Raw genomic sequence first — 23242 nt, forward strand, 5'->3', positions numbered from 1 at the left:
GCTAGGGTTTGGAAAAGCTTGGTATCTTGGTATCAGGCTTAGGTCGTGCGCGTTTATCAAGATATAAGCAGAGAAGCGCCGCAGGAATACCGCTTAACACACCGATTAAATGAACATTCTTAGCGATAATTATGCCTTGGTCAGCAACGAAGTGAGTAGTCTCAAACCAAGGTTGTAGTTGTAGCATTAAAACTAAAATCACCAGATTACAGATCAGTCTATTTGAGCGCCAATAACGAATTGAGCCAAATGCAAAAAGACCATAAAGAATGCCAGAGAAGCCCGCATAAGTATTTAGTTTATAACAAGTAATTAAATAGCTATCTATCACAGCAAGTATAAAAATGAGACTAAATACTTGCTCGTAAAATGACCTACGCGATTTCATATCATCCATGAATAACCAAGAGTAAATGATTAAACCAGACATATTCATGATCAGATGGTTAATGTTCCAATGGGTGAAGTGAGCAGTGACATAACGCCAAACATCTTGTTGCCAATCACAGGTAGTCAGCCATAAATTAGTCCAAGACTCGCTGTAAGGGGCAAAGAAAATCATCAAGATGAATATACTGAGAAAAAAACCTTTTAAGGGTCGGCTCAATACATTAGGTGTATCTGTCTTAATTAATTGAAGTATTTGCATAATGGTGCCACTGGCTACTCAATGGTCCATGAGATATATCATGGACACTTACACAATATTACATTAAAACAGCTGTTTTATGGCTATTTTTTGTAAAAAAAATGTCTATATCTTAATAAAATTGTCTAAAAAGTATTTTAAATGCTTTTCTATCTCATCGATTTAACAAGATATTTTTCAAATATACTGATTTATGTAATTAATTTTCAAACAGTGGTTAGTTTAATTGATGCTTACATCTCTTTGTCTTTTTAGAGGCATAAACCTAATTCGTTTGCTTTGTCCTGATATTGTTATAAAGACGTTAAATAAGACTAAATTTTCGTTAGAAAATGAAATGCTAAAGCAAGATGAGAGTTTTCACGTTAAAATAAAGGTATAGCTTTGTTTTAAATGTAGGTTTTTATGTTGTGTGCCTACTAAGGAATCATTATGACAGAAGAGCAAAATCAAGAAACAATTGATGAAGACGCTCTTTATAATCGTCTTGATCATTATCTTTCCAGTTACGGTTGTGAACGCTCGCTAATGTGTGTCTCAGAACTCGATGGCTACTTTACTGCCCTTGGATGTACTAAAGATAGTCTTGAGCCTGATGCTTGGATCTCAGGTATTTGGGGAGTGGATGAAGACCAGCCTGTATGGGCTTCTCCTGAGGAAGAAGAAGAGTTTTTAAGTCTCGTATTGCTAATGTATGTTAATACCATGGACTGCCTTGTAAAAGGAGAGTTACACCCTGTATACCTTCAGGTTGAAGTGGACGGGGATCAAGAAATCGTGATTGATGAATGGTGTGTTGGCTTCATGCGCGGAGCCCGTTTAACCGGCCTAACACGAAAAGGTGATAAGAGCTTTTTAGATGAAGTGCTGGCTTCGGTACGCTTGTTTGGCACAGAGGCCGGCTGGAGTAAACTGGATAATATGAGCCGAGAAGAGATTATTTTTTGGCAAGAGTTGATTGAGCCTTCTATTATGCGTTTAGCTCAGTTTAACCATCCAGAGATAAACTTGGCCGAATCCAAGAATCCACCTGTCTTGCATTAAAATCTCTTAAACCCAGTGCATAAAAAAGGGAGGCTATCATGCTTCCCTTTTTAGTGTCTTTAATTATTGTAAAACAATTAACCAACAACAGTCGCGATAGACTCAGCTAGGTACTCAAGGTTATCGTCTGTAATACCTGCTACATTCATACGGCCAGTATCAGCAATATAGATGGAGAACTCATTACGCAATCTAAGTACTTGCTCAAGCGTAAGGCCAGAATAAGAGAACATACCTCTTTGATCTTTAATAAAGCTAAAGTCTTTAGTGCAGGATGTTTTTTCTAGGCTTTCAACCAACTTGTGACGCAAGTCGTTAATACGATCACGCATAGTCGCAACTTCAGCTTCCCATTCAGCATGCAATGCTTTGTCTTGCATTATGGTGTAAACCACAGAGGCACCATGAGCAGGAGGCATAGAATAGTTTGCACGAATTGCCATTCCAACAATAGAAAATGCATTGCTTGCTTCTTCAGTCGTTTCAGCAATGATGCTCATTCCACCGCAACGTTCGCGATAAATACCAAAGTTCTTAGAGAATGAGTTAGCAATTAGCATGCTAGGCACACGCTCAGCCATATATCTTAGGCCAGCCATATCTTCATCAAGACCATCGCCGAAGCCTTGGTAAGCAGCGTCAACTAACGGAAGCAAACCTTTCTCAAGCACGAGATCTGTAAGAGCATGCCAGTGTTCGATTTTCAGATCGATACCCGTTGGGTTATGGCAGCAAGCGTGAAGTAAAATAGCATCACCTGCTTTTACTTCTGCTTTAAGCGTTGCCATCATGTCATCAAAACGAAGACCGTTCGTTTCGGCGTCATAATAAGGGTATGCTGCGATCTCAATGCCAGAGCTTTTGAAAATAGGTAGGTGGTTACCCCAAGTCGGATCACTGACCCAAATTTTTGGGTTAGCTAGGTTTGCACCAATAAAATCAGCTGCGACTTTTAGTGCGCCAGTACCGCCTGGTGTTTGTGCAGAGAAAATACGCTTGTCAGCAATGACTTTGCTGTTTTCACCTAAAAGTAATGTTTGTACCACAGGTGCAAACTCAGGAGCGCCATTAATGCCAATATAGCTTTTAGAGTCTTCTTGTTCCAATAAAATTGCTTCGGCTTTTTTAACACTATTTAAAATCGGCGTATGGCCAGAATTATCTTTATAAACACCGACACCCAAATCAATCTTTTTAGGATTTGGATCGTTACGGTGAGCTATGATGAGCGCTAATAAAGGATCGCCTGGAACCGCTTTTAAATGCTTAAACATGGTGCTTGAGTCCTATTTTTCAGAGGGGTCGTAAAGCTTGCTATTAATTAGTATTAATCTAGTAGAGCAAGTTAAAAAATCGTCTTTTATTCTGCCGTATTTGCATTTAATTACAATCATTAAATGGGGAATTTTATCGACAATAATTTCTTTGCCTGTAAAGAAATCGATACAGAATATAAATAGGGAAATAGGCTTTAAGTCGAGGAATAGACTCTTAAAAAAAATTGGTAGAAAGTGACTTAGTTTTAAAGGAAGGAGCAAGCAGGCCTCGCTCCTTCTTCTATGGATTACTCTAGACCTTTAATAATGCCATTCTCTAAAAGCTCAATATTGTTTGCTGCAGGTTTCTTAGGTAAGCCTGGCATACGCATAATATTGCCTGTCAGCACCACTAAAAAGCCGGCTCCAGCATTGATCTGTATTGCTCTTACTGTCACTTCAAAATCTCTGGGCCTGCCATGAAGTGTCGGATCATCAGATAAAGAGCTAGGTGCTTTGGCAATGCAAACAGGTAAATGTGTGAGTTCGAGTTGCTCAACATGCTTTAAGTCTTTCTCTGCTTCTTTAGAGAAAGCCACATCAAATGCCCCATACATGGCTTTACAAACAGCTTTCACCTTTTCAATGACAGGTAGGTCTAATTGATACAAGGGTTGAAAAGGACGATTCTTGCTGACAGATTCCATCACCACCTTAGCTAATTCAATGGCTCCTTTACCTCCATCAGCATGATGGCTTGTTTCTGCAAAAGACACGTTATGTTGAGCACATCTAGCCCGTATCAAAGCTATTTCTTCGTCTGTGTCTGTTGCAAAGCGATTTAGTGCAACCACAGGGTGTTTATTAAATAGCTCAACACTTTCAATGTGTTTATCAAGGTTCTCTAAGCCTTTTTTAACGGCTTCTAGATCTTGTTTTACCAAGTCGTCCTTGGCTTTACCCCCATGCATTTTGAGAGCTCTGACCGTCGTTACCAGCACCACAGCATCAGGGTCAAGTTCAGCAATACGGCATTTGATATCAAAGAATTTTTCTGCGCCAAGGTCAAATCCAAAGCCTGCTTCAGTAATGGCCCAATCCGCGTGATGCATTGCCATGCGAGTAGCAATAATGCTATTACAACCATGGGCAATGTTGGCAAAAGGGCCCCCATGAACAAAGGCAGGAGTACCTTCAAAGCTCTGCACTAGGTTAGGTTGGAGCGCATCTTTAAGTAAGGCCATCATAGCACCTGTTATTTCAAGCTGTTTTGCTTGTACTGGCAGGCCGTCAAAAGTGTAACCAATTAAGGTGCGATCAAGGCGTTTTTTTAAGTCACTGGCATCCGTGGCTAAGCAGAGCATGGCCATAACTTCGGATGCGGCGGTAATATCAAACCCTCCTTCACGAGGTATACCCTGCATCTTTCCACCTAAGCCGAGAACAATATTTCTAAGGCTTCGGTCGTTCATATCCATGACTCGACGCCAGACAATTTGTCTAGGGTCTATCTTTAGTTGGTTGCCTTGATATATATGGTTATCAATGGCTGCCGATAATAAGTTGTTGGCACTGGTGATAGCGTGAAAGTCCCCAGTGAAATGCAGGTTAATTCTATCCCCTGGCATAATTTGACTATAACCACCGCCTGTCGCACCACCCTTCATGCCAAGACATGGCCCTAAAGAAGGCTCTCTTAAGGCTAAACACACCGATTCGCCTAATTGCGTAAAAGCTTGTCCTAAGCCTATGGTTGTGGTGGTTTTACCTTCACCAGAAGGTGTCGGCGTTGTCGCTGAGACTAGAATGAGTCGGCCTCGTTTGTTACTTGAAGTTTTTAGTGCGGCTAGGTCTACTTTGGCAATATCTTTGCCGTAGGGTAAAAGGTGGGCGGGATCAATACCTAAACTGTCGCTGATTTGTGTAATCGGCTTGGGGCTAAATTGCTGTGCGATTTCAACGTCTGTTGCCATGATTGGCTCCTTGGTGATAATTAACACGCTTTCAAAGTTTGGGATTCTTTCATCGAAGAAGGCAAATAATGACTTCCTCTCATATCTATAATTTAACCTGTTATTAATCTTGAAAATTTGACCTAAAAGGCCTTGAGGAACATTGTGCTTGTGAGAAACGCATAGTGCGACAAGCCGTTAGGTAATACCCAAATATGAAAGTTTGCTTACGCACCTTATTAAGCTACAACTCAAGACTGAGCTTGTCAAAAACATAAAGATTGGAAGTGCAATAAGGCAGAACTTACTTTTTCTGCCTTATTGTGAATAAGTTACGAGAGGAATTAACCAACTTGCTCTGATAAAACAGGCCAACTGGCGGTGATCTTACCAGCCTCATAAAGAGAAATATTACCGAACTGTAAAAAGACAAACTCACTTTGCGTCGGCCTTAAAAATATCCAATCATCTACTTTTAGTTGAATATTATCAGAGCCATTTAACATTTCTTGATTGGTCGAGTGTCCCCACACAGGGTTAATACTGAGGCCCTTAGGTGAGATAGGGTTAGCTTTCCAGTTACCGCCATAGGTATAAAAAGTTTTACTACGGTTAGGGTTCCAAAATGACATCAGTCGACCTAAGCCATCAACCCCAGGAATTTGAGTCTCTTGCATTACTTTTAGTACTGGCGTGGCGATAAAAGCGGCTGCGACATGGTCAGACAGGGTATCTAAATCAAAATCACTTGGTTTAACCAAACAAGAGCCCGCTGCCACTTCATTGTGAGGATAATCACCTTCGTCATAATACTGATAAGTAGGGCTACCAGCTGAATTTAGAGTGAGTTCATCAGCACTTTTTCCGGAAACTCTAAGTGCGATTGCCAGCTTATCTCGATAGCTTTGCATAGCCGCGTCTCTCAAAGCTATTTTCCGCCCCGGTACTTTTGCTACATGGGGCTCATAGCCCATGAGTCCTGCAAAACTTAATGCGGGGTCAGAATCGATTTGTTTAAGCATTTTTTCGAAGATAAGATCATCGGCAACACCGCCACGATGAAACCCCACATCGAGCTCGATATTGATCCTCATTTTAACCTTAAGACTATGGGCCAAGGCTTGATATTGGTTGAGTCGTTCTGGGGAATCGATCAACCATTGTAGTTGGGTTTCATGATCAAATTTTGGCGTTTGATTAGCTGCATAAAGACGATAAAAATTGGCCGCTGCAGTAACTGGCATAGGCTTTCCTAGCAGCACATCCGAATCAGGCAAAGCTTGAGCAACCTGATTCAAAAAAGGCTGGTGGAATAGCATAAGTTTGTTGGTTTGTGACTGCTCCATAATTAAACGCAGTAGCGGAATCGAAGGTAAAGATTTTGCGACAATACGATAATCAAAACGTCCAGCTAAATGCGTTTTAAGTACCTTAATATTGTCAATTAATAGGCTTTTATCTATTACCAAGTTAGGTTTGGAAAGGGCTTTATTATCTAAGGCCAAGCTTAGCTGATTAAAATAGTGATTATGGTTCTCACCAATATCATTGGGTTTGGCAATACCAAGACCTGCAAAGGCAGCTAGGCCAATCCCTCCAAGGATAAAGCGACGACGAGAAGGTGTGACTTGATCAGACATGTTGCGCTCCTATGCAATATCAAACAGGCTTTTTAAGTAAGGGTTTAAAAACTTACCTTCTGGGTCCAATGACTGCCTGATGTCTTTAAAATTTTGCCAATTAGAATAATGCGCAGCAAACTCCTGGCTTTGCATACTATTGAGTTTGCCCCAGTGTGGGCGGCCATGATATTTCTTGAAAATAGGCTCAACCGCTTTGAACATGGCTTGATAGTCTTCGTTATAGAATCTATGGACAGCAATAGAGCAGGTTTCGCGGCCGTTAAAAGGGCTTAACCAGATATCATCGCTTTTAACGAAACGGAATTCGAACGGGAAGAAAACCTCATCAAAATGCTTCTCGACAGTGTCTCTAATTTCTCTAAAAGCTTGAACGGCATATTCCCTAGGTAAGTGATATTCCATCTCATTAAATCTAACATTGCGCTCTTGCGCATAGTTTTGCCATGAGTTGGCTATGGTCACCTCTTTTTCAATTTTTTGCATTTCATGACTTAAAATATATTCCCTAATTCTAGGGGACCAAGCTAGCCAATCCCTTAATTGTTTGAGGGTTTCAGTACCATCATTTTGGTCTATCTTATCTGTGACAGAGGGGGCTTCATCTGTGATGTTGTGGGTATCCATCAAGCCATAGCCAGAAAAGGGGATATAGTAGAATTCGAAATTACGATTTGCCTTAGCAATCTTTTCGGCATTATCGAGAATATCATCAATAGCGACACAGCTTGTTTCGCGTCTAAGGCGATACTTAGGCATATTTTGTAGACGAATTTGAGTGACAATTCCTAATGCGCCAAGGTTAACTCTGGCTGCTTGGAAAATATCTGAGTTTGTCTGTCTATCACAGGACAAAACCTCTCCATTGGCCGTAACTAATTCTAAGCCTTCAACAAAGTCCGATAAGCAACCTAAGCTAGCCCCTGTGCCGTGAGTGGCTGTACCAAGGGCACCTGCCAATGTTTGCTCGTCAATATCAGGCATATTTATCATAGCTTGGCCTCGTTCAGCTAAAGGCTTACCTATGTCTCCCAAACGAGTACCCGCCATAATGACGGCTTGATTCGTGGTTTCATCATGGGAGATAACCCCAGTCATACGACTAAGCGACAATATTGTGTCTTGAGTAGGCACAAGGGGGCTAAAGGAATGGCCAGCGCCAACCGGACGAATATGGCCTTTTGCCTGAGTAATAACTTGCTGAAGCTCTGTAAGGCTTTTTGGCGCAATACGTGACTGAGGGAAGCACTCTTGAGAGCCTGACCAGTTTCGCCAAGGAAGGCTTTTTCGAGTGACTTTCTCCAAGGTCTTTTCAGACGACATAGTGCCTGTTTCTTGTGCCAAGCTGATGGTTGGGCTTAAGCTTGCACCGACTGCTGTACCAATTAATGAACCCAATAAGTTGCGTCGACTAATCATATTCTGTGTCCTTATTCCTGTTCTTAGAAAGCAATTGAAAAGTAAGTAAAAACTTGCCTGACAGTGGTTTAGTGACTATTTGCTTTGCGCCATAAATTGAATGAGTTGCTCAAATTCTTCTTCACTGCAATCCATGCACATGCCAAATGGCGGCATGCCACCAAAACCATTCACCACATGAGTGAGTAAGGTTTCCATGCCTTTGTCTATTCTTGGCTGCCAAGCAACGAGATCTCCTGTAAGAGGGGCTTGTGTGTCAGGGTTAGCATGACAAGCGACGCAACTACGTTGGTAAATGCCATTTAAATCTTGGTTAGAAGGTGTAAGTGACCTTGCTTGTTCAAGTCTTATTGCATCATCTTGTACCTGTTCACAGCCTGTAAGGAAAAGGGAGATAAAGCCGCTCGCTAGCAGTAAAAAGTAGGGTTTAAGCATGGTTTTTTTACCTTTCAAATACGGATATTAAGGAAAATAAAACTCGCTTATTGCCTGAGCAAAAGAGTGTCTAGCTAGGTTAGTAATATGCGTCTGAGTAATTATTTTCTATTTTTGTTGTCAATTACTGAATATCGGATTTAAATGGTAGGTAGTTTTTACAGCAAGAAAAACCACATATGAGGCCAGACCCTGACAATCTCGGCCAATCATAAAAAATAAAAATAATGAAAAAATCTTATGAATCACACATTGCGTTCACCTTTGGCGCCCTTTGCTCGACAAGATTGCGCTATCCCAACTTATTTGTTTCACCTGCTAACGAGCCTTTTTTATCAAAGAGGCTTAAATACGGCCGCTTTGACTCAAGATGCTGGTATTAAAGAAGGGGAGTTGACCCAAGAAGGTACCTTGATCTCTTTCGACCAAAGTATGGTGATTATTGATAATGCGCTAACACTCAGTGGTGATTCTGCACTTGGCTTGGCAGTAGGTAGCCAAGAGAGTTTGAGTGATTTAGGCATGTTGGGTTATGCGATTGCTAGTTGTAAAAATGGTTGGGATGCACTTCGCATTTCAGAAAGTTACTTTCAAACCACAACTAACCTTACCCATGTTGAGATGAGTTTTGGTGAAAATGAATGCCGTCGATTCTCTCGTCCTACCCATCAAGTTTCTGATCACTTATTTAGGTTTTTGGTAGATGAGGATTTATCAGGTCATGTGAAGTTAACCCGTGATTTTCTAGACGATACTTATACGCCACTTGCTGTGCATTTCGCCTATCCAGAGCCTGATAATTTGAGCTTATACCAAACCTTTTTTCGTTGTCCTTTAGTTTTTGATGCACCTGTAAGTCAGGTCGTGATTCAACAAGAAGATTTAGAGCGCACGAATCAGTCTTATAACCCTGTGACTGAAAGCCTAGCGATTAAGCTGTGTGATGACATGCTACTGCAGCAAGACTCTAATCGTAGCCTTGTTGGTAAGGTGCATTTAGCGCTATTAAGAACCCCCGAAAAATATCCTTCTATTCAAGAAGTGGCCGAACAACTTGCTATGAGTGAACGTAGTTTGAGACGACGACTTACAGAACTAAATACCTCCTATAAAGAAATTTTTAATGCGGTTCGCCAAGAGCTCGCCTTACGCTATTTAAAGGACTCAAACCTTGCGATGGAGGATATTGCACAACTTGTCGGCTTTAGCGATAGCACCAGTTTTTATCGTTCGTTTAAGAAATGGACAGGCAAAGCTCCCTCCAGTTATCGCAGTAAAGCTTACTCTGATTCTAAGCCCAAAATGAATTAGTCCGATTTTGTCAGGATATGGCCGAGCTGGTTATTCTTGCCTCCAAAAAAATCATGATAGTCTGAAAATCAATGCTTTTAACCACATTTAGCCTAAATTTCGATGCTTAAAGTGACTTTCTAAGACGCTTGTTTTAGCGCTCTAACTCTAGGAAAGTTCCTCGAAAAGCGGTGATTTCTCTAATAACGCTTAGGAGCATGCAAAACAATAATAAAAAATATTAGGGACTATCCATGAATAAATTCAACATGCCGTTTGTGTGCTTAGCACTCTTGGCTCCTTTCTCAGCAAGTGCTGCTGTCTATGAATTCACACCTTATGATTTAAGCTTGGTTTACAGTGATAAAGAAAAAGTTAACCTTGCTTATTCTAGTTATCGTTATAATTTTAACGGAGATTACTCGACAAGCTTAGGCGGAGGGAAAACCGGAGAATCTTTTGATGATACTAAGGTATATACCTTAGGCTTGCATAAGCAACTCACAGATAAGATCGATGTCAGCGCACAATTGTATGATCCCTATAATCTAAATGTTTCCCATCAAGAAGGCTTTTATGCGGGTACCAAAGCCTTAATAGAAACTCAAAGCTTAGCGCTTACCTTTAAATATCAATTTAACGAAAGTTATTCCCTAATAGCTGGGCCTACCATTAATAAAACATCAGGCAATATGACGATAAATAGTAATATTGCCTCAGTATCCGCTAACCAAGCACCGGGAAGTGTCCCCAGTATTGAAGCGGATTTTGGCTCGGATACAGCACTTGGTTATATTGCGGGTGCTTCTTTTGAGGTCCCAGACATCGCATTGCGAGCCAGCCTCGTCTTTCAAAGTAAAGTCGACCATAGTTTTGATGTAACAGAGACAAGCGACATCATTTTATCGAATACTGGCGATGCAACTGATACAGCTAAAAGTGGCAGTGATTTTAGCTTACCTCAAGCCATCATCTTTGATTTTCAAACCGGTATAGCAGAAGGAACATTGCTAACCTTTAGTGCCCAGTGGCGTGAGTGGAGTGATCAAGTGATTAGCTCATCTGTCGCGGGAGAGCTGGCAACCTATGAAAAGGATGCCATGACTTATAAGTTAGGGTTAGCCAAACAGTTTAATGATGAGGCTGGTGTTTATATTCAATATATTCACGAAGAGCCATTAGAAGAAAAAGTAAACCCGTTAGCCCCAAATGACGGTTACCGAGGTATCTTTTTAGCGGGTTCATATCTTGTAGATGATATTAATTTAATTGCCGCTTATGAATATGCTGTCGCTAAAGATGTGGAAGATGATATGGGGACAAAGTTTGAAGATAATGTCACCCAAGGTATTACTTTTATGGCGGAATATTATTTTTAATTACTTGGCTCCAGCGTTTTATTTCTATTCCTTTTAACTAAGGCTCTCTTTATTAATCCCCTTTTTAAAGAGAGCGACATCTCCAAAGTTCTGAGTCTCAGTCATTAAACTGATAGAATGCTGTTTTTTGTTTGATTGGGGAGTGGCTTTGCAGCCTTTAGCAAGAGACAAACAGGTTTTTAATTCAAGCCTTCAAAACTTACTGTCTGACAATCTAGACCAAGAGGTTATTCGCCATTGGTTAAAACAAGGCTTTCAATTAGAAAAAGTAAGCCTTGGGCAAAGGGTTCAAAGTTTGTGGTCTGGTTATGGTGAAATCGTTAAGTTCGAACTCACCCCATCTTTATCTCAAGCTTCATCTTCACCTAATGCAAAGCTACCCACCTCAGTGGTCGTGAAATGGGTTAATCCGCCAGAGAGGGTTGTTCACCCAAGAGGCTGGCAAAGTGATATTGCTCATCAAAGAAAACTATCTTCTTATCAGGTCGAAATGAATGCCTATCGGCTTTTTAACCAAACAAGAAAGCTGGAAAATTGGCCTACTAACTTAAATATCCCTTATTGCCATCAAGCTTATTATGATCAAAAAAGTTGCCAGCAAGTTCTTCTCCTTGAAGACTTAGATGCTTCAGGCTTTCCATTAAGGTATGACAGCTTAACTGAGGCTCAAATCTTGCATTGTATTGACTGGCTGGCAAGCTTTCACGCCTTCTTTCTTCAGGACTTTGCTAAACCAGATAATAGGGGGATGTCGAGCCACTTGCCGCAAGGTTTTGAAAATAAAGTGGATAACTTTGCTACTTGTTCACAAGGTTTGCCTAAGCCTTTTGGATTATGGCCAATAGGTAGCTATTGGCATTTGGCCACAAGGCCAGATGAATGGCAGAAAATGCCAGAATCAAAACTAAAGCAAAAAGCCGCCGCCTTAGATAAAAAGCTCAATAACTTAAGGTTTAAAACCCTGATCCACGGGGATGCCAAGGTCGCTAATTTTTGTTTTTCAAAAAAGAGTCAAACCGATGGAATGAAAGTCGCCGCTCTAGACTTTCAATACACAGGTATTGGCTGTGGCATGAAAGATTTCATTTATCTGCTTGGTAGTTGTTTGTCTGAATCAGAGTGCCAAACCCACTGGGGTAAGTTACTGGATGCCTATTTCGTTAAGCTAAAAATGTGTTTAGCTGAATTAAATTCTGAGTTAGACATCAAAGCCTTAGAGCAAGAGTGGCGCTTTGCTTTTGAGTTGGCTTGGGCTGACTTTCAGCGCTTTTTAGAAGGCTGGTCTCCTACTCATAAGAAAAACACGAGCTTTAGTCGCGCATTAACCGCCAGTGCTTTGAGCAAGCTTTAAAGCTTGCTCTTTCTTTAATGAGCTTGTTCTTTTTTGAGTAAGTTTGCTAGGAATCTCGGCTTAGCGCTTTTTTGGTTTTGGCTGAGGCAATGGCTTCTAAAGGATTGTCAGGCCAAGGGTGCTTTGGATACCGGCCTCGCATCTCTTTTTTCACTTCATGGTAGGCGTTTTGCCAAAAGTGCTCTAGGTCCTGAGTGATGGCCAGAGGTTTTTGAGCCGGTGATAAAAGCTCAATTTTTACCTTGGTGCCTGCAATTTCAGGTGTTTTCAATGTGCCAAACATCTCCTGTAATTTGACTTTTAAGCTAGGGGGAAAGGCTTGATAATCTAATCGAATCTGGTTTCCCGAAGCGACTTTTAAACTCTCTGGCGCAAGCTTTGCCAAGGCTTGTTGCTGGCTCCATTCCAATTGGTTTAGCAAAATATCAGCAAGGGATAGCTGGCTTAATTTAGCATGAGTGCTGACATTCGCTAGGTAGGGAGCCAACCATGTCTCTAGGCTGTCCAGTAGACTAGCATCATCCACTTTGGGCCATTGGAACTGTGTCATCTGAGCAGGTAAGTTTGGCTGATCTGATTCAGTAATCTGGTAAATAAAGGCAAGTCTATGTCTTACTCGTAGGGCGGCTTTATCCCAGTTTAAAAGGTGTAACCCTAAGCTTCTTATATGTTGGCAAACCGCCTGTGTTTGAGCCTCTTCAGAAACTTGAGAAAGCTTTTTAGAGGCAATACACAATCCACCAACCATAGTATCTTGACTAGAAAGTAATCGCTCACTATTTTTAGGCCAACTCACCTTTTCAACGACGCTGGTGAGTTCATGAAGCGCATCTTCAAAGAGGTGAGGATTTAAAGGGCTTGCTAGGAAAATCTGATCCTTATTAAACTTGCTGTTACCGCCGGTTTCTAAGGCAATGATAAAACCTGCTTTCGCAACGGCTTGGCTTTTATGTAGTTGTGCTAAACGGCCATTGGCTAACTTATAATCTTGCCACTGGCTGCTGTTATCTAGCGTTTGTTGTTTGGCAATACGATCTGGATAAGCGCAGGCAAGTAGGTAGCTTATTTTGTCCTCTTGTGTGAATGCCGCTAGATCAGATGCCGTAAGATGGCTTGAGGTTAGCTCAATTTTCTTCACTAATCCCTGTGCTAGTTTATTCATTTGTTGTAACAACTGTTGCTGAGTTTTAGTGACTTTTTGGTTTGCCTTAGTGTGAAAACCTAGTGCTTTTTCACTCAAATCCATTTGCTGAGTATGGCCGCTATTGCCTTCCATAATAAGCGCACCTAAAAGTGTGCTTAATTTGCTTTCTTTAATCGCGATTCCTGCAAGAATTAATTGACCAATACGGGCTGAGGCAGAGAATTGAGACATGGCTTCACCTAACGCGGTTAGCTTTAAATTGTCTTGTTTCTCTAAAGCACCTAGGTGTTGTAGGAGCCCAACAGCTTGTTGCCAATGACCTTCTGGAACAGGGGTTAACCAGGTCAAGTCTTGGTGGTGGCTAGCTCCCCATTTGGCAAGCTCTAAAGCAAGGTTGCTAAGGTCTGCTGTGATGATTTGAGGTGGAGCTTGTTCCATGAGGCGGCTTTGCGCGTCTTCGCTCCACCACCGATAACAGACACCTTCTGAGGTACGACCGGCACGGCCAGTTCGTTGAATGCTTTCAGCTTGGCTTACCTTTCTGGTATGAAGACGAGTCAGACCTGTATTCGCATCAAATCTGGCTTCTCGGCTTAAGCCAGAATCAATCACGACCTTAACGCTGGGAATGGTTAAGCTGGTCTGTGCGATCGCAGTGGCAAGTATGACTCGTCTCTTATTCGCTTTATTTGAGGCATCATCTGAGTGCTTGTTAAGTGCCAATACCGCTTGCTGAGCTTTAAAGTCTAATTTGCCGTAGAGAGGAAGTACCTGGCAATGATCCGTCAGCTGATCTTGCAGGCTTGATTCTAGTCGGTTGATTTCACTTTGACCGGGTAAGAAAACAAGAATATCACCTTCATCATTGCTTAGTGCATGACACACAGTACGACTAAGGTGAGGCAGTATCTCATCTTGTTTTAGGTTTAAGTTTTGATAATTGACGCTGACAGGAAAGCTACGGCCCGGACAAAATAAACGACGACAACCTAAGGCTTTTTCTAAAGAAGCTTGCTCCAAGGTCGCCGACATGATGAGCAACTTAAGTGGTTCTTCTTCACGGAGAAAATCACGGCTTTCAAGACACAGGGCTAAAGCCAAGTCTGAATCTAGATTACGTTCATGAAACTCATCAAAAATGATTAAACCTATGCCCTCAAGGCTAGGGTCATCTTGTAATAATCGAACTAAGATTCCTTCGGTAATAACTTCAATACGGGTATCTTGGCTGACTTTTTGTTCGTGGCGAATGCGATAACCCACAGTTTTACCTAAGGGTTCTTTGAGTAGCTCTGCCATTCTAGCTGCGGCATGTTTAGCTGCTAGTCTTCTTGGTTCAAGTACGAGTATTTTCTGTTGCTTTAACCAAGGTTGATCTAACAAAGCTAAAGGCACTAGCGTAGTTTTACCTGCTCCAGGTTCCGCTTCTAAAATAGCTTCATCATGCTGGTTAAGCTGTTGACGAAGAGGCTCAATAATTTGAGTAATGGGTAGGTCTAGTGCAGTAAAATCAAGTTTAGCGGCATTCATATTGAGTCAGACAAGCAAACAAAAAAGTAATACTAACTGATTCGTAAAATACCTAAAAGAAAGTCAGGATGAGGCCAAAGCGGTTTTCTAGGTGCTTTTGGATAAGAAAAGGCAGACTAGGAGCTTATCTAGGGGTGAATAAACTCTCAGTCTGCAAAATCGTTATCTTGTTTGTAGTTAGTGTTTAATCTTGAGTTACTTTCGCAAAGACCTGATCAAGTATTGCTAATATCTGCATGACCTGATCCCTTGATATACATAGGGCAGGGCTGAAATTCAGAATATTGTTATGTGTTTCAAAGCTACGGTTGGTGCGGCCAATTAATAACCCTGCTTTTTTACATTCAGCAAACACACTGATTGCAACCGACTCATCAACGGGCTCTTTTGTTATCGGGTCTGTGACTAGCTCTATACCGCATAAAAGCCCCTTTCCTCTGACATCGCCAATCATCTCGTATTTGGCTTTAAGGTTTTCTAAACCTGTTAATAAAAGATCTCCTAACATGGCGCTATTTTCGATTAAGTTTTCATCTTCAATAATTTTCATGTTGGCAATGGCAGCGGCAGGGCCTGCTAAGCAACCGCCATAGGTTGAAATATCTCTGAAATAACCGAGCTTGTCTTGGCTGCTTCCTTCTTGCAGGCTTTGATAAAGAGCCTCAGTCGTGACAGTGCAAGAAATCGCAGCATAGCCAGACGCAACACCTTTTGCCATGGTGACGATATCTGGTTGGATATCATAATGCTGGTAACCAAACCATTTGCCTGTTCTGCCTAGACCACAAACAACTTCGTCTAAGATCAGCAAGACATTGTACTTTTTACAAATTTGTTCAACGGCTTTTAGGTATCCTTCTGGTGGTGTGATAATACCGCCACCTGCTGTGATGGGCTCTATGATAACAGCACCAACAGTATCAGGGCCTTCACGTAGGATAACCTCTTCCATCAGTCCTGCTGCTTTTATACCGTAGTCTTGGGTGTTCTCGAATTGACTGCGATATTCAAAACAATGGGGGAATTCAATAAAACCCGGAACAAATGGGCCGTATTGATCACGGCGTTGTGACTGGCCTGTGGCACTGAGTGCTGCGAGTGTTGTGCCATGATAATCACGTTCTCTATAGAGAATTTTATACTTTTTGCCGTCGTACTTTTTGGCAGAAAGTTGGCGTACCATTTTAAAGGCTTTTTCGTTTGCTTCAGAGCCTGAGCTTGAATAGAAAACCCTTTGCATTCCCGGCATCTTGTCTAATAAGTGGTTAGCAAAAATAGCCGCTGGTTTGTTTGCCATAGCGCTCGCGAAGAAATTGAGATTAAGTAATTGCTCACTCATTGCGGTAACAATTTCTTGACGCCCATAACCTGTATTAGTAACCCAAACACCCCCTGCTGAAGCATCAAGATACTGGTTACCGTCAATATCCCAAAGATCTAAACCTTGGCCTTTTACAAACATAGGAAGACCATTTTGTACCATGGCATCTGGTGCTAAATGGTGCCAAACCTGTTGCTTGTCAAAGGTTTGAATTTCTTCATTAGTATATTCATTAAACTGTGACATGGATGATCTCCTATCTTATTGGGTTAATTTCTTTGCGGCTAATAGCAAAAGGTGACCAGCTTTGACTGACAGGCATCAACTCAAGGCTATTGATATTTAAATGGGCGGGTTGCTGCGCAATCCATAACAAAGTCTCAGCTATGTCTTCAGGTTGAATGGCTTGAGAGCCCTGATACAGAGAGTCGTAAGCGTCTTTATTTCCACCTGTTCTTACTAGGGTGAACTCACTTTCGGACAAGCCGGGAGCTAAGCAAGTCACTCGCACGCCTGTTCCTGCTAGATCACAACGTAAATTAAGAGAAAACTGCTCTACAAAGGCTTTAGTGCCGCAGTAAACGTTACCTCCTGGGTAAGGCCACCTGCCTGCAATAGAGCCAAGGTTAATAATGGATGCACCTTCTCCTGTTTCGATGAGCTTAGGTAATAGCGCGTGAGTGATACTGGTGAGCCCTTTAATGTTGGTATCTATCATTGTGTGCCATTGTTGCAAGTCAGAGTGCTGAGCCGCTTCTGTACCTAATGCAAGGCCAGCATTATTAATCAACAAATCGATTTTATGAAAAGGCTGCTCAAGCTCATTCATGGCTTTTATGACGGCATCTGTCTCATTCAAATCTAAAGTGATTGTGAGTAAATGACAGAGACTGGATAGTTCTTCACTGAGTGTTTGTAGTCGCTCTTTACGTCGTCCGATTAGAATAAGGTTCCAACCTGCAGCAGCAAAAACACGTGCTGATGCGAGTCCAAACCCTGATGTTGCGCCTGTAATAACTGCGGTTTTTTTCATATGAATTCCTTATTTAAAAATATGCATGCTGCTGAAGTAGAGGCTAATGCTTGAGAGGGTGATTAATATGGGTAACGCTATGGGGCGAAAGGATTGAGGTGGCTTGCGTGTGAAGAACCACTGTCCCACTTGTACGCCAATGAGAGACGGGACTAATAACCACAAAATAGGGGAGATGAGTGAAACCGTTAAAATGTCATTAAATGCCATGAGTCCCACAGAAATAACATCGGAAGCGGTTAAAAATATAACCAAGGTCGCTCTTTGAATGGATGCCGAAAAACCTGTCATTAATAGATAGCAAACCACGGGTAAACCACCAATAGAGGCCGCAGCGCTAAAGCCACCTGAGATACAGCCAACACCAGATGTTAATCTGCTTGATAAAGGTAAGGTGATACTGGATGAGTAAATCAAACTGGCAATCATGCAAAGAATTGTCAGGCTCAAAGCAAACTTTAATACAGGGTCAGGTACCTTTATTAAAATCATTAATCCAATAGGAATACCGACCACAGCACCAAGGCTAAGATGTTTGAGTAGGGGTTTATGGGCATGATGCCAAGCGGTAGAAATTAAGCCAACAGAGCTGATCAAATCTAAAGTAAGAATAACTGGAACACTCACCTGAATGGGCCAAATAAGACTCAAGCCTGAAATCGCAATCGCGGCAAAACCAAAACCTGTATAGCCTCTAATAAAAGCGGCAATAAAAATCAGGCCGATGGCGAATTCTATATGAGGCATCAAATCTATCTCCGTATTAGGTGTCAGAAAAGTAAGACGATCTGACGTGCTAATACGGTATAGGGGAAAGAGAGTTTGCTGATAGGGCCAACTTAGAGGGAATGTAGTACCAAGGATTAAAAGTGTTCAAATACTGTTTTTAAAGCATGGATACCCGGCTCTATTTTATGATTTTCTATTGCTGAAAAACCTAATCGGAAGAAATTCTTAGGTGGCTCCTCATTAATAAAGTGCACTGCACCAGGTTCGATTAAAATGCTGTTGCGAGCAGCAAGCCATGCCACTTCTTCCGTGTTTACCTCTGGCGATGCTTCTAACCAAAGAGAGGTGGCGCCTTCACTGACATTTTTGACCGTATACATATGTGGTAAATACTGGCTAACCGCGTCGCGCATTCGATTTAGTTTAGAGGAGTTAATAACACGTAATTTACGCAAGTAAGTATCGTAATAACCTAAAGAAAGGAATAAGGAGAGTTGGCGTTGAATATTAACTGGTGGATGACGATACATTAAGCGTCTTAATGCTCTTACTTCTGATATGAGTTCTTCGTCTGCCACCATATAACCAATTCTGAGCCCTGGGGAAATAGACTTGGACATGCTGCCTATATAGATCACTCGATTATTTTGATCTAGGGCTTTCAAGGCGGGTTGTGGGTTTTCTTTCATGTTTATTTCAGCATCATAGTCATCTTCAATGATGACAAAATCATGTTTTACAGATTTCTCCAGCAGTGCTTTACGTCTGTCTTCACTCAACTCAACCCCAGTTGGTACTTGAGTGCTTGGGGTAACATAGAGGTAATCACTTGAGTTCAGTTTGTCGTCGACGATGATGCCGTTATGGTCAACATTCTGTTTTTGTATCTTGCTATCAAACAATGAAAATATATTTAGAGCGTCACGAAACCCAGGGTTCTCCATGGTAACTTGTGTTTTGTCGCTACATAAAAGGTTGGCAAGAAGATATAAAGAATTCTGTGTGCCAATCGTAATGATAATTTCGCTAGGCTCCACATATATCCCCCGTCTTGGAAGTAAGCGGGTGCGGATTTGTTCTATTAAAAGGGGATCATCAGTATCTACCATGTCATTTATCCAATACTTATTCCATTGGCCTGACATGCTTTTCCTAACTGAATCGCGCCATTGCTCTAAAGGGAAAAACTCCCGCTGAATCTGCCCATAGATAAATGGGTACTCAAATCCTTGCCAATCATTAGGCTTCACTATGTTGCGTTCGTTACTGGGTTGTTTTTGAAATCTATGTGTCCAGTTAGGGCAAACCTTCTTTTGGTGTTGCACAATGTTGGTGCCAATTGTCTCAGGACTATCGTAATTCGCGGTGATAAAAAAGCCTTTACGGGACTTAGCTTCAATATAACCACTATCTACAAGGCTTTCGTAAATGAGGACGATAGTGTTACGTGAAACCCCCAGCATATGGGCTAAATTACGTGATGATGGCAGCGGCTTATCAAGTGGAAAGCTCCCTGTTAAGACAAGATCAACTAGGTATTCACGGATCTGGTCTTGTAGGGTTCGCTCTGGATCAAACTCGATATGAAAGTAGTGTTTAAGCAAAGCCAATCCCCCGTTTTAGGTCTCTATTGCTCCAATCTAATGCAAGTTTTAGTCCACTGAACCTAACTGGACTAATTCTTTTAACTAACTGGATCTATCACTTTATGTGTTCGTGCTTTTACTGTTGAAACCTACACATCGATTTCATATTCAAGGGGATTCACAATGAAAGTACAAAGTATTAAGCGAATGATTAAGAAAACCTTAGGCTTATCAATTCTTGCTGGCGGACTTGTTGCTTCTCAATATGCAAGCGCTGAGACAGTTACCATTGGCTACCAAGGGATGATGAATCCTTGGAAGTCTGTTATTGCAGAGAAGCAATTTGAGGAAGTGACAGGCTTTGACGTTAAATGGCGTCGTTTTGATTCGGGCGCCAAAGTGATTACGGCAATGGCATCAGGTGATATCGATATAGCGACAGCAGGCTCAAGCCCGATTGCGGCAGCGGTCAATAAAGGTTTAGACATAGAGCTTGTTTGGATTTTAGAAAATATTAATGATGCTGAAGCCTTAGTTGTTAGAAATGGTTCTGGTATTTCATCACCACAGGATCTTAAAGGTAAAAAGATTGGCGTCCCTTTTGTTTCAACAACTCACTTTCATATGTTATTTGCATTGGAGCAATTTGGTTTAACGGATAAAGATGTGAAACTGATTAATATGCAGCCTAACGCGATTGCCGCAGCCTGGGAGCGTGCTGATATTGATGCTGCTTTTATCTGGGACCCAGCATTAGGTCGTATTAAGCAATCAGGGCAAGTCATGATTAGTTCTGGGGAACTGAGTCGTTGGGGCAAAGCGACCTTTGATGGCATGGTGATTAACAAGTCTTTTGGTGATGAGCAGCCTAAAGCGGTAGCACAATTGATCAAGCTTATTGCGGATGCGGACAGTGAGTATCGTCAAAATAAAGCCGTACTTTCTGAAAATTCTGTAATGATCAAGAATATTGCAAAAATGACAGGTGGATCAGCCGCCTCTGTTCCAGGCGTATTGGCGCTTTATCAATTCCCGAATTTATCAGAACAAACCAGTTGCTCTTGGTTAGGTTGTGGTGCTGATGGTGGTGCGGCGAAAGCACTTAAATTCACTTCAGAATTTCTTAAAAAAGAAGGAAAGGTGTCTACTTTAGCGAATGACTACAGTGTGTTTGTGAATCCAAACTTTGCGTTAGAGGCATCCAAACTTTGATAAGAACTTAAGTTCTTTCTCAATAGAGAACTTCTTTTCGATACAAGAGATAGTATTCAAGCTGGGCACAAGAGCCAGCTTGAATTCTTCACCTTAAATCTCATTTAATTTTTTGGAGTATGGTATGAGCCGATTACAAATTCATGATGTATCCGTTCAGTTTCCTGGTATGAATGGTGGCGAAACTGTGACAGCTCTTTCAGGAATCAATTTTCAAATAGAACCAGGAGAATTTGTTGTTGCTCTTGGAGCATCTGGTTGTGGCAAAACCACCTTATTAAATCTCATGGCTGGTTTTATCCAACCAAGTAATGGATACCTCACCTTAGGGGAAAGTGATATCTCAGGGTTGCCTCGAGTTGCCTGCGGATTAGATTTACAGGACCAGATAACAGGACCTGGTAAAGATAGGGGCGTGGTGTTTCAAAAACATGCACTATTGCCTTGGTTAAATGTGCTGGAAAATGCTGCATTTGGTTTAAAGCTACAAGGTGTTGGCAAGAAAGAGAGAATAGAGCGAGCAAGCTATTTTTTAAAACTGGTTGGCTTAGAAGATTTTCATAAACACCCTGTTTATCAATTGTCTGGCGGTATGCAGCAACGTGTTGGTATCGCGAGAGGGCTAACGAATGACCCTCAAATGTTGCTGTTAGATGAACCTTTAGGTGCGCTCGATGCGTTAACGCGTGAGGTTTTACAAGAGCTCTTGTTAGACGTTTGGAAGCAAACTCAAAAAATGATGTTTTTCATTACACATAGTGTTGAAGAAGCGCTTTTTATGGCGTCTCGATTAATCATTATGTCTCCAAGACCTGGTCGTATTACCCACGACTTTGCCTTAGATTTTAATAAGATCTTCCTTGAAACAAGGGATGCTCGACAAGTTAAATCTATGCCTGAATTTATTGCAATGAGAGAAAAGGTGTTAGGCATAATACATGGTGATGAAGTCTTAAACGGAGGGGCTCATTAATGAAAAATCAAGAATCCATTCATGCTTTAGACTTAACGTCAGCACCAAAAATTGAATCAAACTTAATGCAAAAGTTCTTATCTTTATTTGCCGCAGGGCCAGTGAAACCGGGTGAGTCTTACGGAGCGCCAGGGCAAGGTAAAAGCTTGATGATTAGCTTGTTCACGACCGTCTTTTTAATTCTCATTTGGTACATAGCTACTCATTTTCAATGGGTGAAGCCGCTATTCTTACCTTCCCCCCTTGCTGTTGTTCAGCGATTTTGGGAAGTGGCAACTGAAGGTTTTGCTAATGCAACCTTATTGGAACATACGGGTTGGAGCATGATGAGGGTTTTTTCAGCCTTTACTCTCGCGTTTTTGACCGCAGTTCCTATTGGTATCTTGATGGGGGTTAATCGAATTGCCAGAGGTCTATTTGATCCTATTATTGAGTTTTATCGTCCTTTACCTCCGTTAGCTTATCTACCTTTAGTAATTATTTGGTTGGGGATAGGTGAAGTCTCTAAAGTTGTTCTTATTTATTTAGCGATTTTTGCCCCTATGGCATTAAGTGCTAGGGCGGGTGTGAAGTCAGTCGCAATTGAGCAAATACATGCGGCTTATTCAATGGGAGCGACCCGTTGGCAGGTGATTCGTCATATTATTTTAATTAATGCTTTACCTGAAATCCTAACAGGAATGCGTATAGGTATTGGTTTTGGTTGGACGACTTTGGTTGCTGCTGAAATGGTTGCTGCTCAAGCCGGGCTTGGTTTTATGGTGCTAAATGCGGCTGAATTTTTGGTAACCGATGTTGTTATCATGGGGATATTTGTTATTGGGATTATTGCTTATCTATTTGATCTCTTCATGAGATATCTAGAAAGGAAATTAGTCCCTTGGAAAGGAAAATAAAGAGGGTTTATATCTCACTAGAATATTCAGATACTGCAGGCTTAATACCCTCAGTATCTGAACTTGTTTTAAGGCCTAGTTCGCTTTTGTCTTGGTGCTGGTGGCTCGTCAATTTCGATATCAGTTTTACAGTGTGCAATACAGGGCAGAATATAACCTTGTTCTAGCTCTTTCTGGTTTAAGCCAAAAGGTTCTCGTAAACCATAGTCTATCTCACCTTCATAGAGCTTGGTTAAACACACGCCACAAACTCCGTTATCACAGGCTTTTCTTAATTCTCTACCTTGTCTCTCTAAGCTTTCAATAATGTTTTCTTCTGGGGCTGCCTGGTAGCTCATCCTTTGGTCGGATTGACTCAGGGTGATCTTAAGGGTTTTATCTTTCATTATCTTTTCTTGCATAT

Annotated in this window: 19 protein-coding genes; 7 read left to right on the top strand and 12 right to left on the bottom strand. The window is 41.5% G+C overall.

Annotation, left to right across the window (positions count from 1 at the left end; all coding sequences use genetic code 11):
* Nucleotide 1: 1 nt before the first annotated feature.
* Complete coding sequence (gene rrtA, locus OA91_RS13810) at nt 2-649, bottom strand: rhombosortase (protein WP_063338895.1); 648 nt, start codon at nt 647-649, stop codon at nt 2-4.
* A gap of 432 nt (nt 650-1081) precedes the next feature.
* Between rrtA and OA91_RS13815 the strand changes: the two genes are divergently transcribed.
* Nucleotides 1082-1693 (top strand): UPF0149 family protein, encoded by a 612-nt coding sequence (locus tag OA91_RS13815; protein ID WP_046016562.1) that lies wholly within the window; start codon nt 1082-1084, stop codon nt 1691-1693.
* A 77-nt stretch (nt 1694-1770) separates the two neighbouring features.
* Here the strand turns inward: OA91_RS13815 and OA91_RS13820 are convergent, their stop codons facing one another.
* From OA91_RS13820 to OA91_RS13840, 5 genes are all read right to left on the bottom strand, one after another.
* Entirely contained in the window at nt 1771-2967 is a 1197-nt protein-coding gene (locus tag OA91_RS13820) for an amino acid aminotransferase (protein WP_063338896.1), read from the bottom strand.
* A 290-nt stretch (nt 2968-3257) separates the two neighbouring features.
* Nucleotides 3258-4922, bottom strand: coding sequence for a formate--tetrahydrofolate ligase (locus tag OA91_RS13825; protein WP_063338897.1), 1665 nt, complete (start codon nt 4920-4922; stop codon nt 3258-3260).
* A 323-nt stretch (nt 4923-5245) separates the two neighbouring features.
* A complete protein-coding gene (locus OA91_RS13830; protein ID WP_063338898.1) occupies nt 5246-6541 on the bottom strand; it encodes a DSD1 family PLP-dependent enzyme in 1296 nt (431 codons plus the stop codon).
* A 9-nt stretch (nt 6542-6550) separates the two neighbouring features.
* Nucleotides 6551-7960, bottom strand: coding sequence for a D-arabinono-1,4-lactone oxidase (locus OA91_RS13835; RefSeq protein WP_063338899.1), 1410 nt, complete (start codon nt 7958-7960; stop codon nt 6551-6553).
* 75 nt (nt 7961-8035) lie between these two features.
* Nucleotides 8036-8395, bottom strand: coding sequence for a c-type cytochrome (locus OA91_RS13840; protein ID WP_063338900.1), 360 nt, complete (start codon nt 8393-8395; stop codon nt 8036-8038).
* Between the two features lie 240 nt (nt 8396-8635).
* Between OA91_RS13840 and OA91_RS13845 the strand changes: the two genes are divergently transcribed.
* From OA91_RS13845 to OA91_RS13855, 3 genes are all read left to right on the top strand, one after another.
* Entirely contained in the window at nt 8636-9706 is a 1071-nt protein-coding gene (locus OA91_RS13845; RefSeq protein ID WP_046016556.1) for an AraC family transcriptional regulator, read from the top strand.
* Between the two features lie 233 nt (nt 9707-9939).
* A complete protein-coding gene (locus OA91_RS13850; protein ID WP_063338901.1) occupies nt 9940-11064 on the top strand; it encodes an OmpP1/FadL family transporter in 1125 nt (374 codons plus the stop codon).
* Nucleotides 11065-11212: 148 nt separating this feature from the next.
* The gene (locus OA91_RS13855) at nt 11213-12415 is read left to right on the top strand and encodes an oxidoreductase family protein (protein WP_197477811.1); all 1203 of its coding nucleotides are present in this window, start codon (nt 11213-11215) and stop codon (nt 12413-12415) included.
* A 46-nt stretch (nt 12416-12461) separates the two neighbouring features.
* Here the strand turns inward: OA91_RS13855 and hrpB are convergent, their stop codons facing one another.
* From hrpB to pdxR, 5 genes are all read right to left on the bottom strand, one after another.
* Nucleotides 12462-15089 carry an ATP-dependent helicase HrpB gene (hrpB, locus tag OA91_RS13860; protein ID WP_063338902.1) on the bottom strand — a complete coding sequence of 876 codons (2628 nt, stop codon included), beginning with the start codon at nt 15087-15089 and terminating at the stop codon, nt 12462-12464.
* 184 nt (nt 15090-15273) lie between these two features.
* Entirely contained in the window at nt 15274-16656 is a 1383-nt protein-coding gene (locus tag OA91_RS13865) for an aminotransferase family protein (RefSeq protein WP_063338903.1), read from the bottom strand.
* Between the two features lie 10 nt (nt 16657-16666).
* Nucleotides 16667-17443, bottom strand: a complete 777-nt coding sequence (locus OA91_RS13870; RefSeq protein WP_063338904.1) for an SDR family NAD(P)-dependent oxidoreductase — start codon at nt 17441-17443, stop codon at nt 16667-16669.
* A 9-nt stretch (nt 17444-17452) separates the two neighbouring features.
* Nucleotides 17453-18190, bottom strand: a complete 738-nt coding sequence (locus tag OA91_RS13875) for a sulfite exporter TauE/SafE family protein (RefSeq protein ID WP_063338905.1) — start codon at nt 18188-18190, stop codon at nt 17453-17455.
* Between the two features lie 116 nt (nt 18191-18306).
* A complete protein-coding gene (pdxR, locus tag OA91_RS13880) occupies nt 18307-19776 on the bottom strand; it encodes a MocR-like pyridoxine biosynthesis transcription factor PdxR (RefSeq protein WP_063338962.1) in 1470 nt (489 codons plus the stop codon).
* 165 nt (nt 19777-19941) lie between these two features.
* Between pdxR and tauA the strand changes: the two genes are divergently transcribed.
* The 3 genes from tauA (at nt 19942) to OA91_RS13895 (ending at nt 22839) form a co-directional block, all read left to right on the top strand.
* The gene (tauA, locus tag OA91_RS13885; protein ID WP_063338906.1) at nt 19942-20970 is read left to right on the top strand and encodes a taurine ABC transporter substrate-binding protein; all 1029 of its coding nucleotides are present in this window, start codon (nt 19942-19944) and stop codon (nt 20968-20970) included.
* A gap of 124 nt (nt 20971-21094) precedes the next feature.
* Entirely contained in the window at nt 21095-21943 is an 849-nt protein-coding gene (locus OA91_RS13890; protein ID WP_063338907.1) for a taurine ABC transporter ATP-binding protein, read from the top strand.
* Complete coding sequence (locus OA91_RS13895; protein ID WP_063338908.1) at nt 21943-22839, top strand: ABC transporter permease subunit; 897 nt, start codon at nt 21943-21945, stop codon at nt 22837-22839. The genes OA91_RS13890 and OA91_RS13895 overlap by 1 nt, the downstream gene beginning before the upstream one ends.
* A 68-nt stretch (nt 22840-22907) precedes the next feature.
* On the opposite strand, the gene OA91_RS13900 is transcribed toward OA91_RS13895, so the two are convergent.
* A complete protein-coding gene (locus OA91_RS13900; RefSeq protein ID WP_063338909.1) occupies nt 22908-23225 on the bottom strand; it encodes a 2Fe-2S iron-sulfur cluster-binding protein in 318 nt (105 codons plus the stop codon).
* Between the last annotated feature and the right edge of the window lie 17 nt (nt 23226-23242).

Source organism: Marinomonas sp. SBI8L (genome assembly GCF_001624705.1).
In the GTDB taxonomy this organism is placed as follows: Bacteria; Pseudomonadota; Gammaproteobacteria; order Pseudomonadales; family Marinomonadaceae; genus Marinomonas.

Excerpts from the sequence above, each read along its gene's own strand:
- rrtA (WP_063338895.1), bottom strand. The coding sequence starts at position 649 with ATGCAAATACTTCAATTAATTAAGACAGATACACCTAATGTATTGAGC.
- OA91_RS13815 (WP_046016562.1), top strand. The coding sequence starts at position 1,082 with ATGACAGAAGAGCAAAATCAAGAAACAATTGATGAAGACGCTCTTTAT.
- OA91_RS13820 (WP_063338896.1), bottom strand. The coding sequence starts at position 2,967 with ATGTTTAAGCATTTAAAAGCGGTTCCAGGCGATCCTTTATTAGCGCTC.
- OA91_RS13825 (WP_063338897.1), bottom strand. The coding sequence starts at position 4,922 with ATGGCAACAGACGTTGAAATCGCACAGCAATTTAGCCCCAAGCCGATT.
- OA91_RS13830 (WP_063338898.1), bottom strand. The coding sequence starts at position 6,541 with ATGTCTGATCAAGTCACACCTTCTCGTCGTCGCTTTATCCTTGGAGGG.
- OA91_RS13835 (WP_063338899.1), bottom strand. The coding sequence starts at position 7,960 with ATGATTAGTCGACGCAACTTATTGGGTTCATTAATTGGTACAGCAGTC.
- OA91_RS13840 (WP_063338900.1), bottom strand. The coding sequence starts at position 8,395 with ATGCTTAAACCCTACTTTTTACTGCTAGCGAGCGGCTTTATCTCCCTT.
- OA91_RS13845 (WP_046016556.1), top strand. The coding sequence starts at position 8,636 with ATGAATCACACATTGCGTTCACCTTTGGCGCCCTTTGCTCGACAAGAT.
- OA91_RS13850 (WP_063338901.1), top strand. The coding sequence starts at position 9,940 with ATGAATAAATTCAACATGCCGTTTGTGTGCTTAGCACTCTTGGCTCCT.
- hrpB (WP_063338902.1), bottom strand. The coding sequence starts at position 15,089 with ATGAATGCCGCTAAACTTGATTTTACTGCACTAGACCTACCCATTACT.
- OA91_RS13865 (WP_063338903.1), bottom strand. The coding sequence starts at position 16,656 with ATGTCACAGTTTAATGAATATACTAATGAAGAAATTCAAACCTTTGAC.
- OA91_RS13870 (WP_063338904.1), bottom strand. The coding sequence starts at position 17,443 with ATGAAAAAAACCGCAGTTATTACAGGCGCAACATCAGGGTTTGGACTC.
- OA91_RS13875 (WP_063338905.1), bottom strand. The coding sequence starts at position 18,190 with ATGCCTCATATAGAATTCGCCATCGGCCTGATTTTTATTGCCGCTTTT.
- tauA (WP_063338906.1), top strand. The coding sequence starts at position 19,942 with ATGAAAGTACAAAGTATTAAGCGAATGATTAAGAAAACCTTAGGCTTA.
- OA91_RS13890 (WP_063338907.1), top strand. The coding sequence starts at position 21,095 with ATGAGCCGATTACAAATTCATGATGTATCCGTTCAGTTTCCTGGTATG.
- OA91_RS13895 (WP_063338908.1), top strand. The coding sequence starts at position 21,943 with ATGAAAAATCAAGAATCCATTCATGCTTTAGACTTAACGTCAGCACCA.
- OA91_RS13900 (WP_063338909.1), bottom strand. The coding sequence starts at position 23,225 with ATGAAAGATAAAACCCTTAAGATCACCCTGAGTCAATCCGACCAAAGG.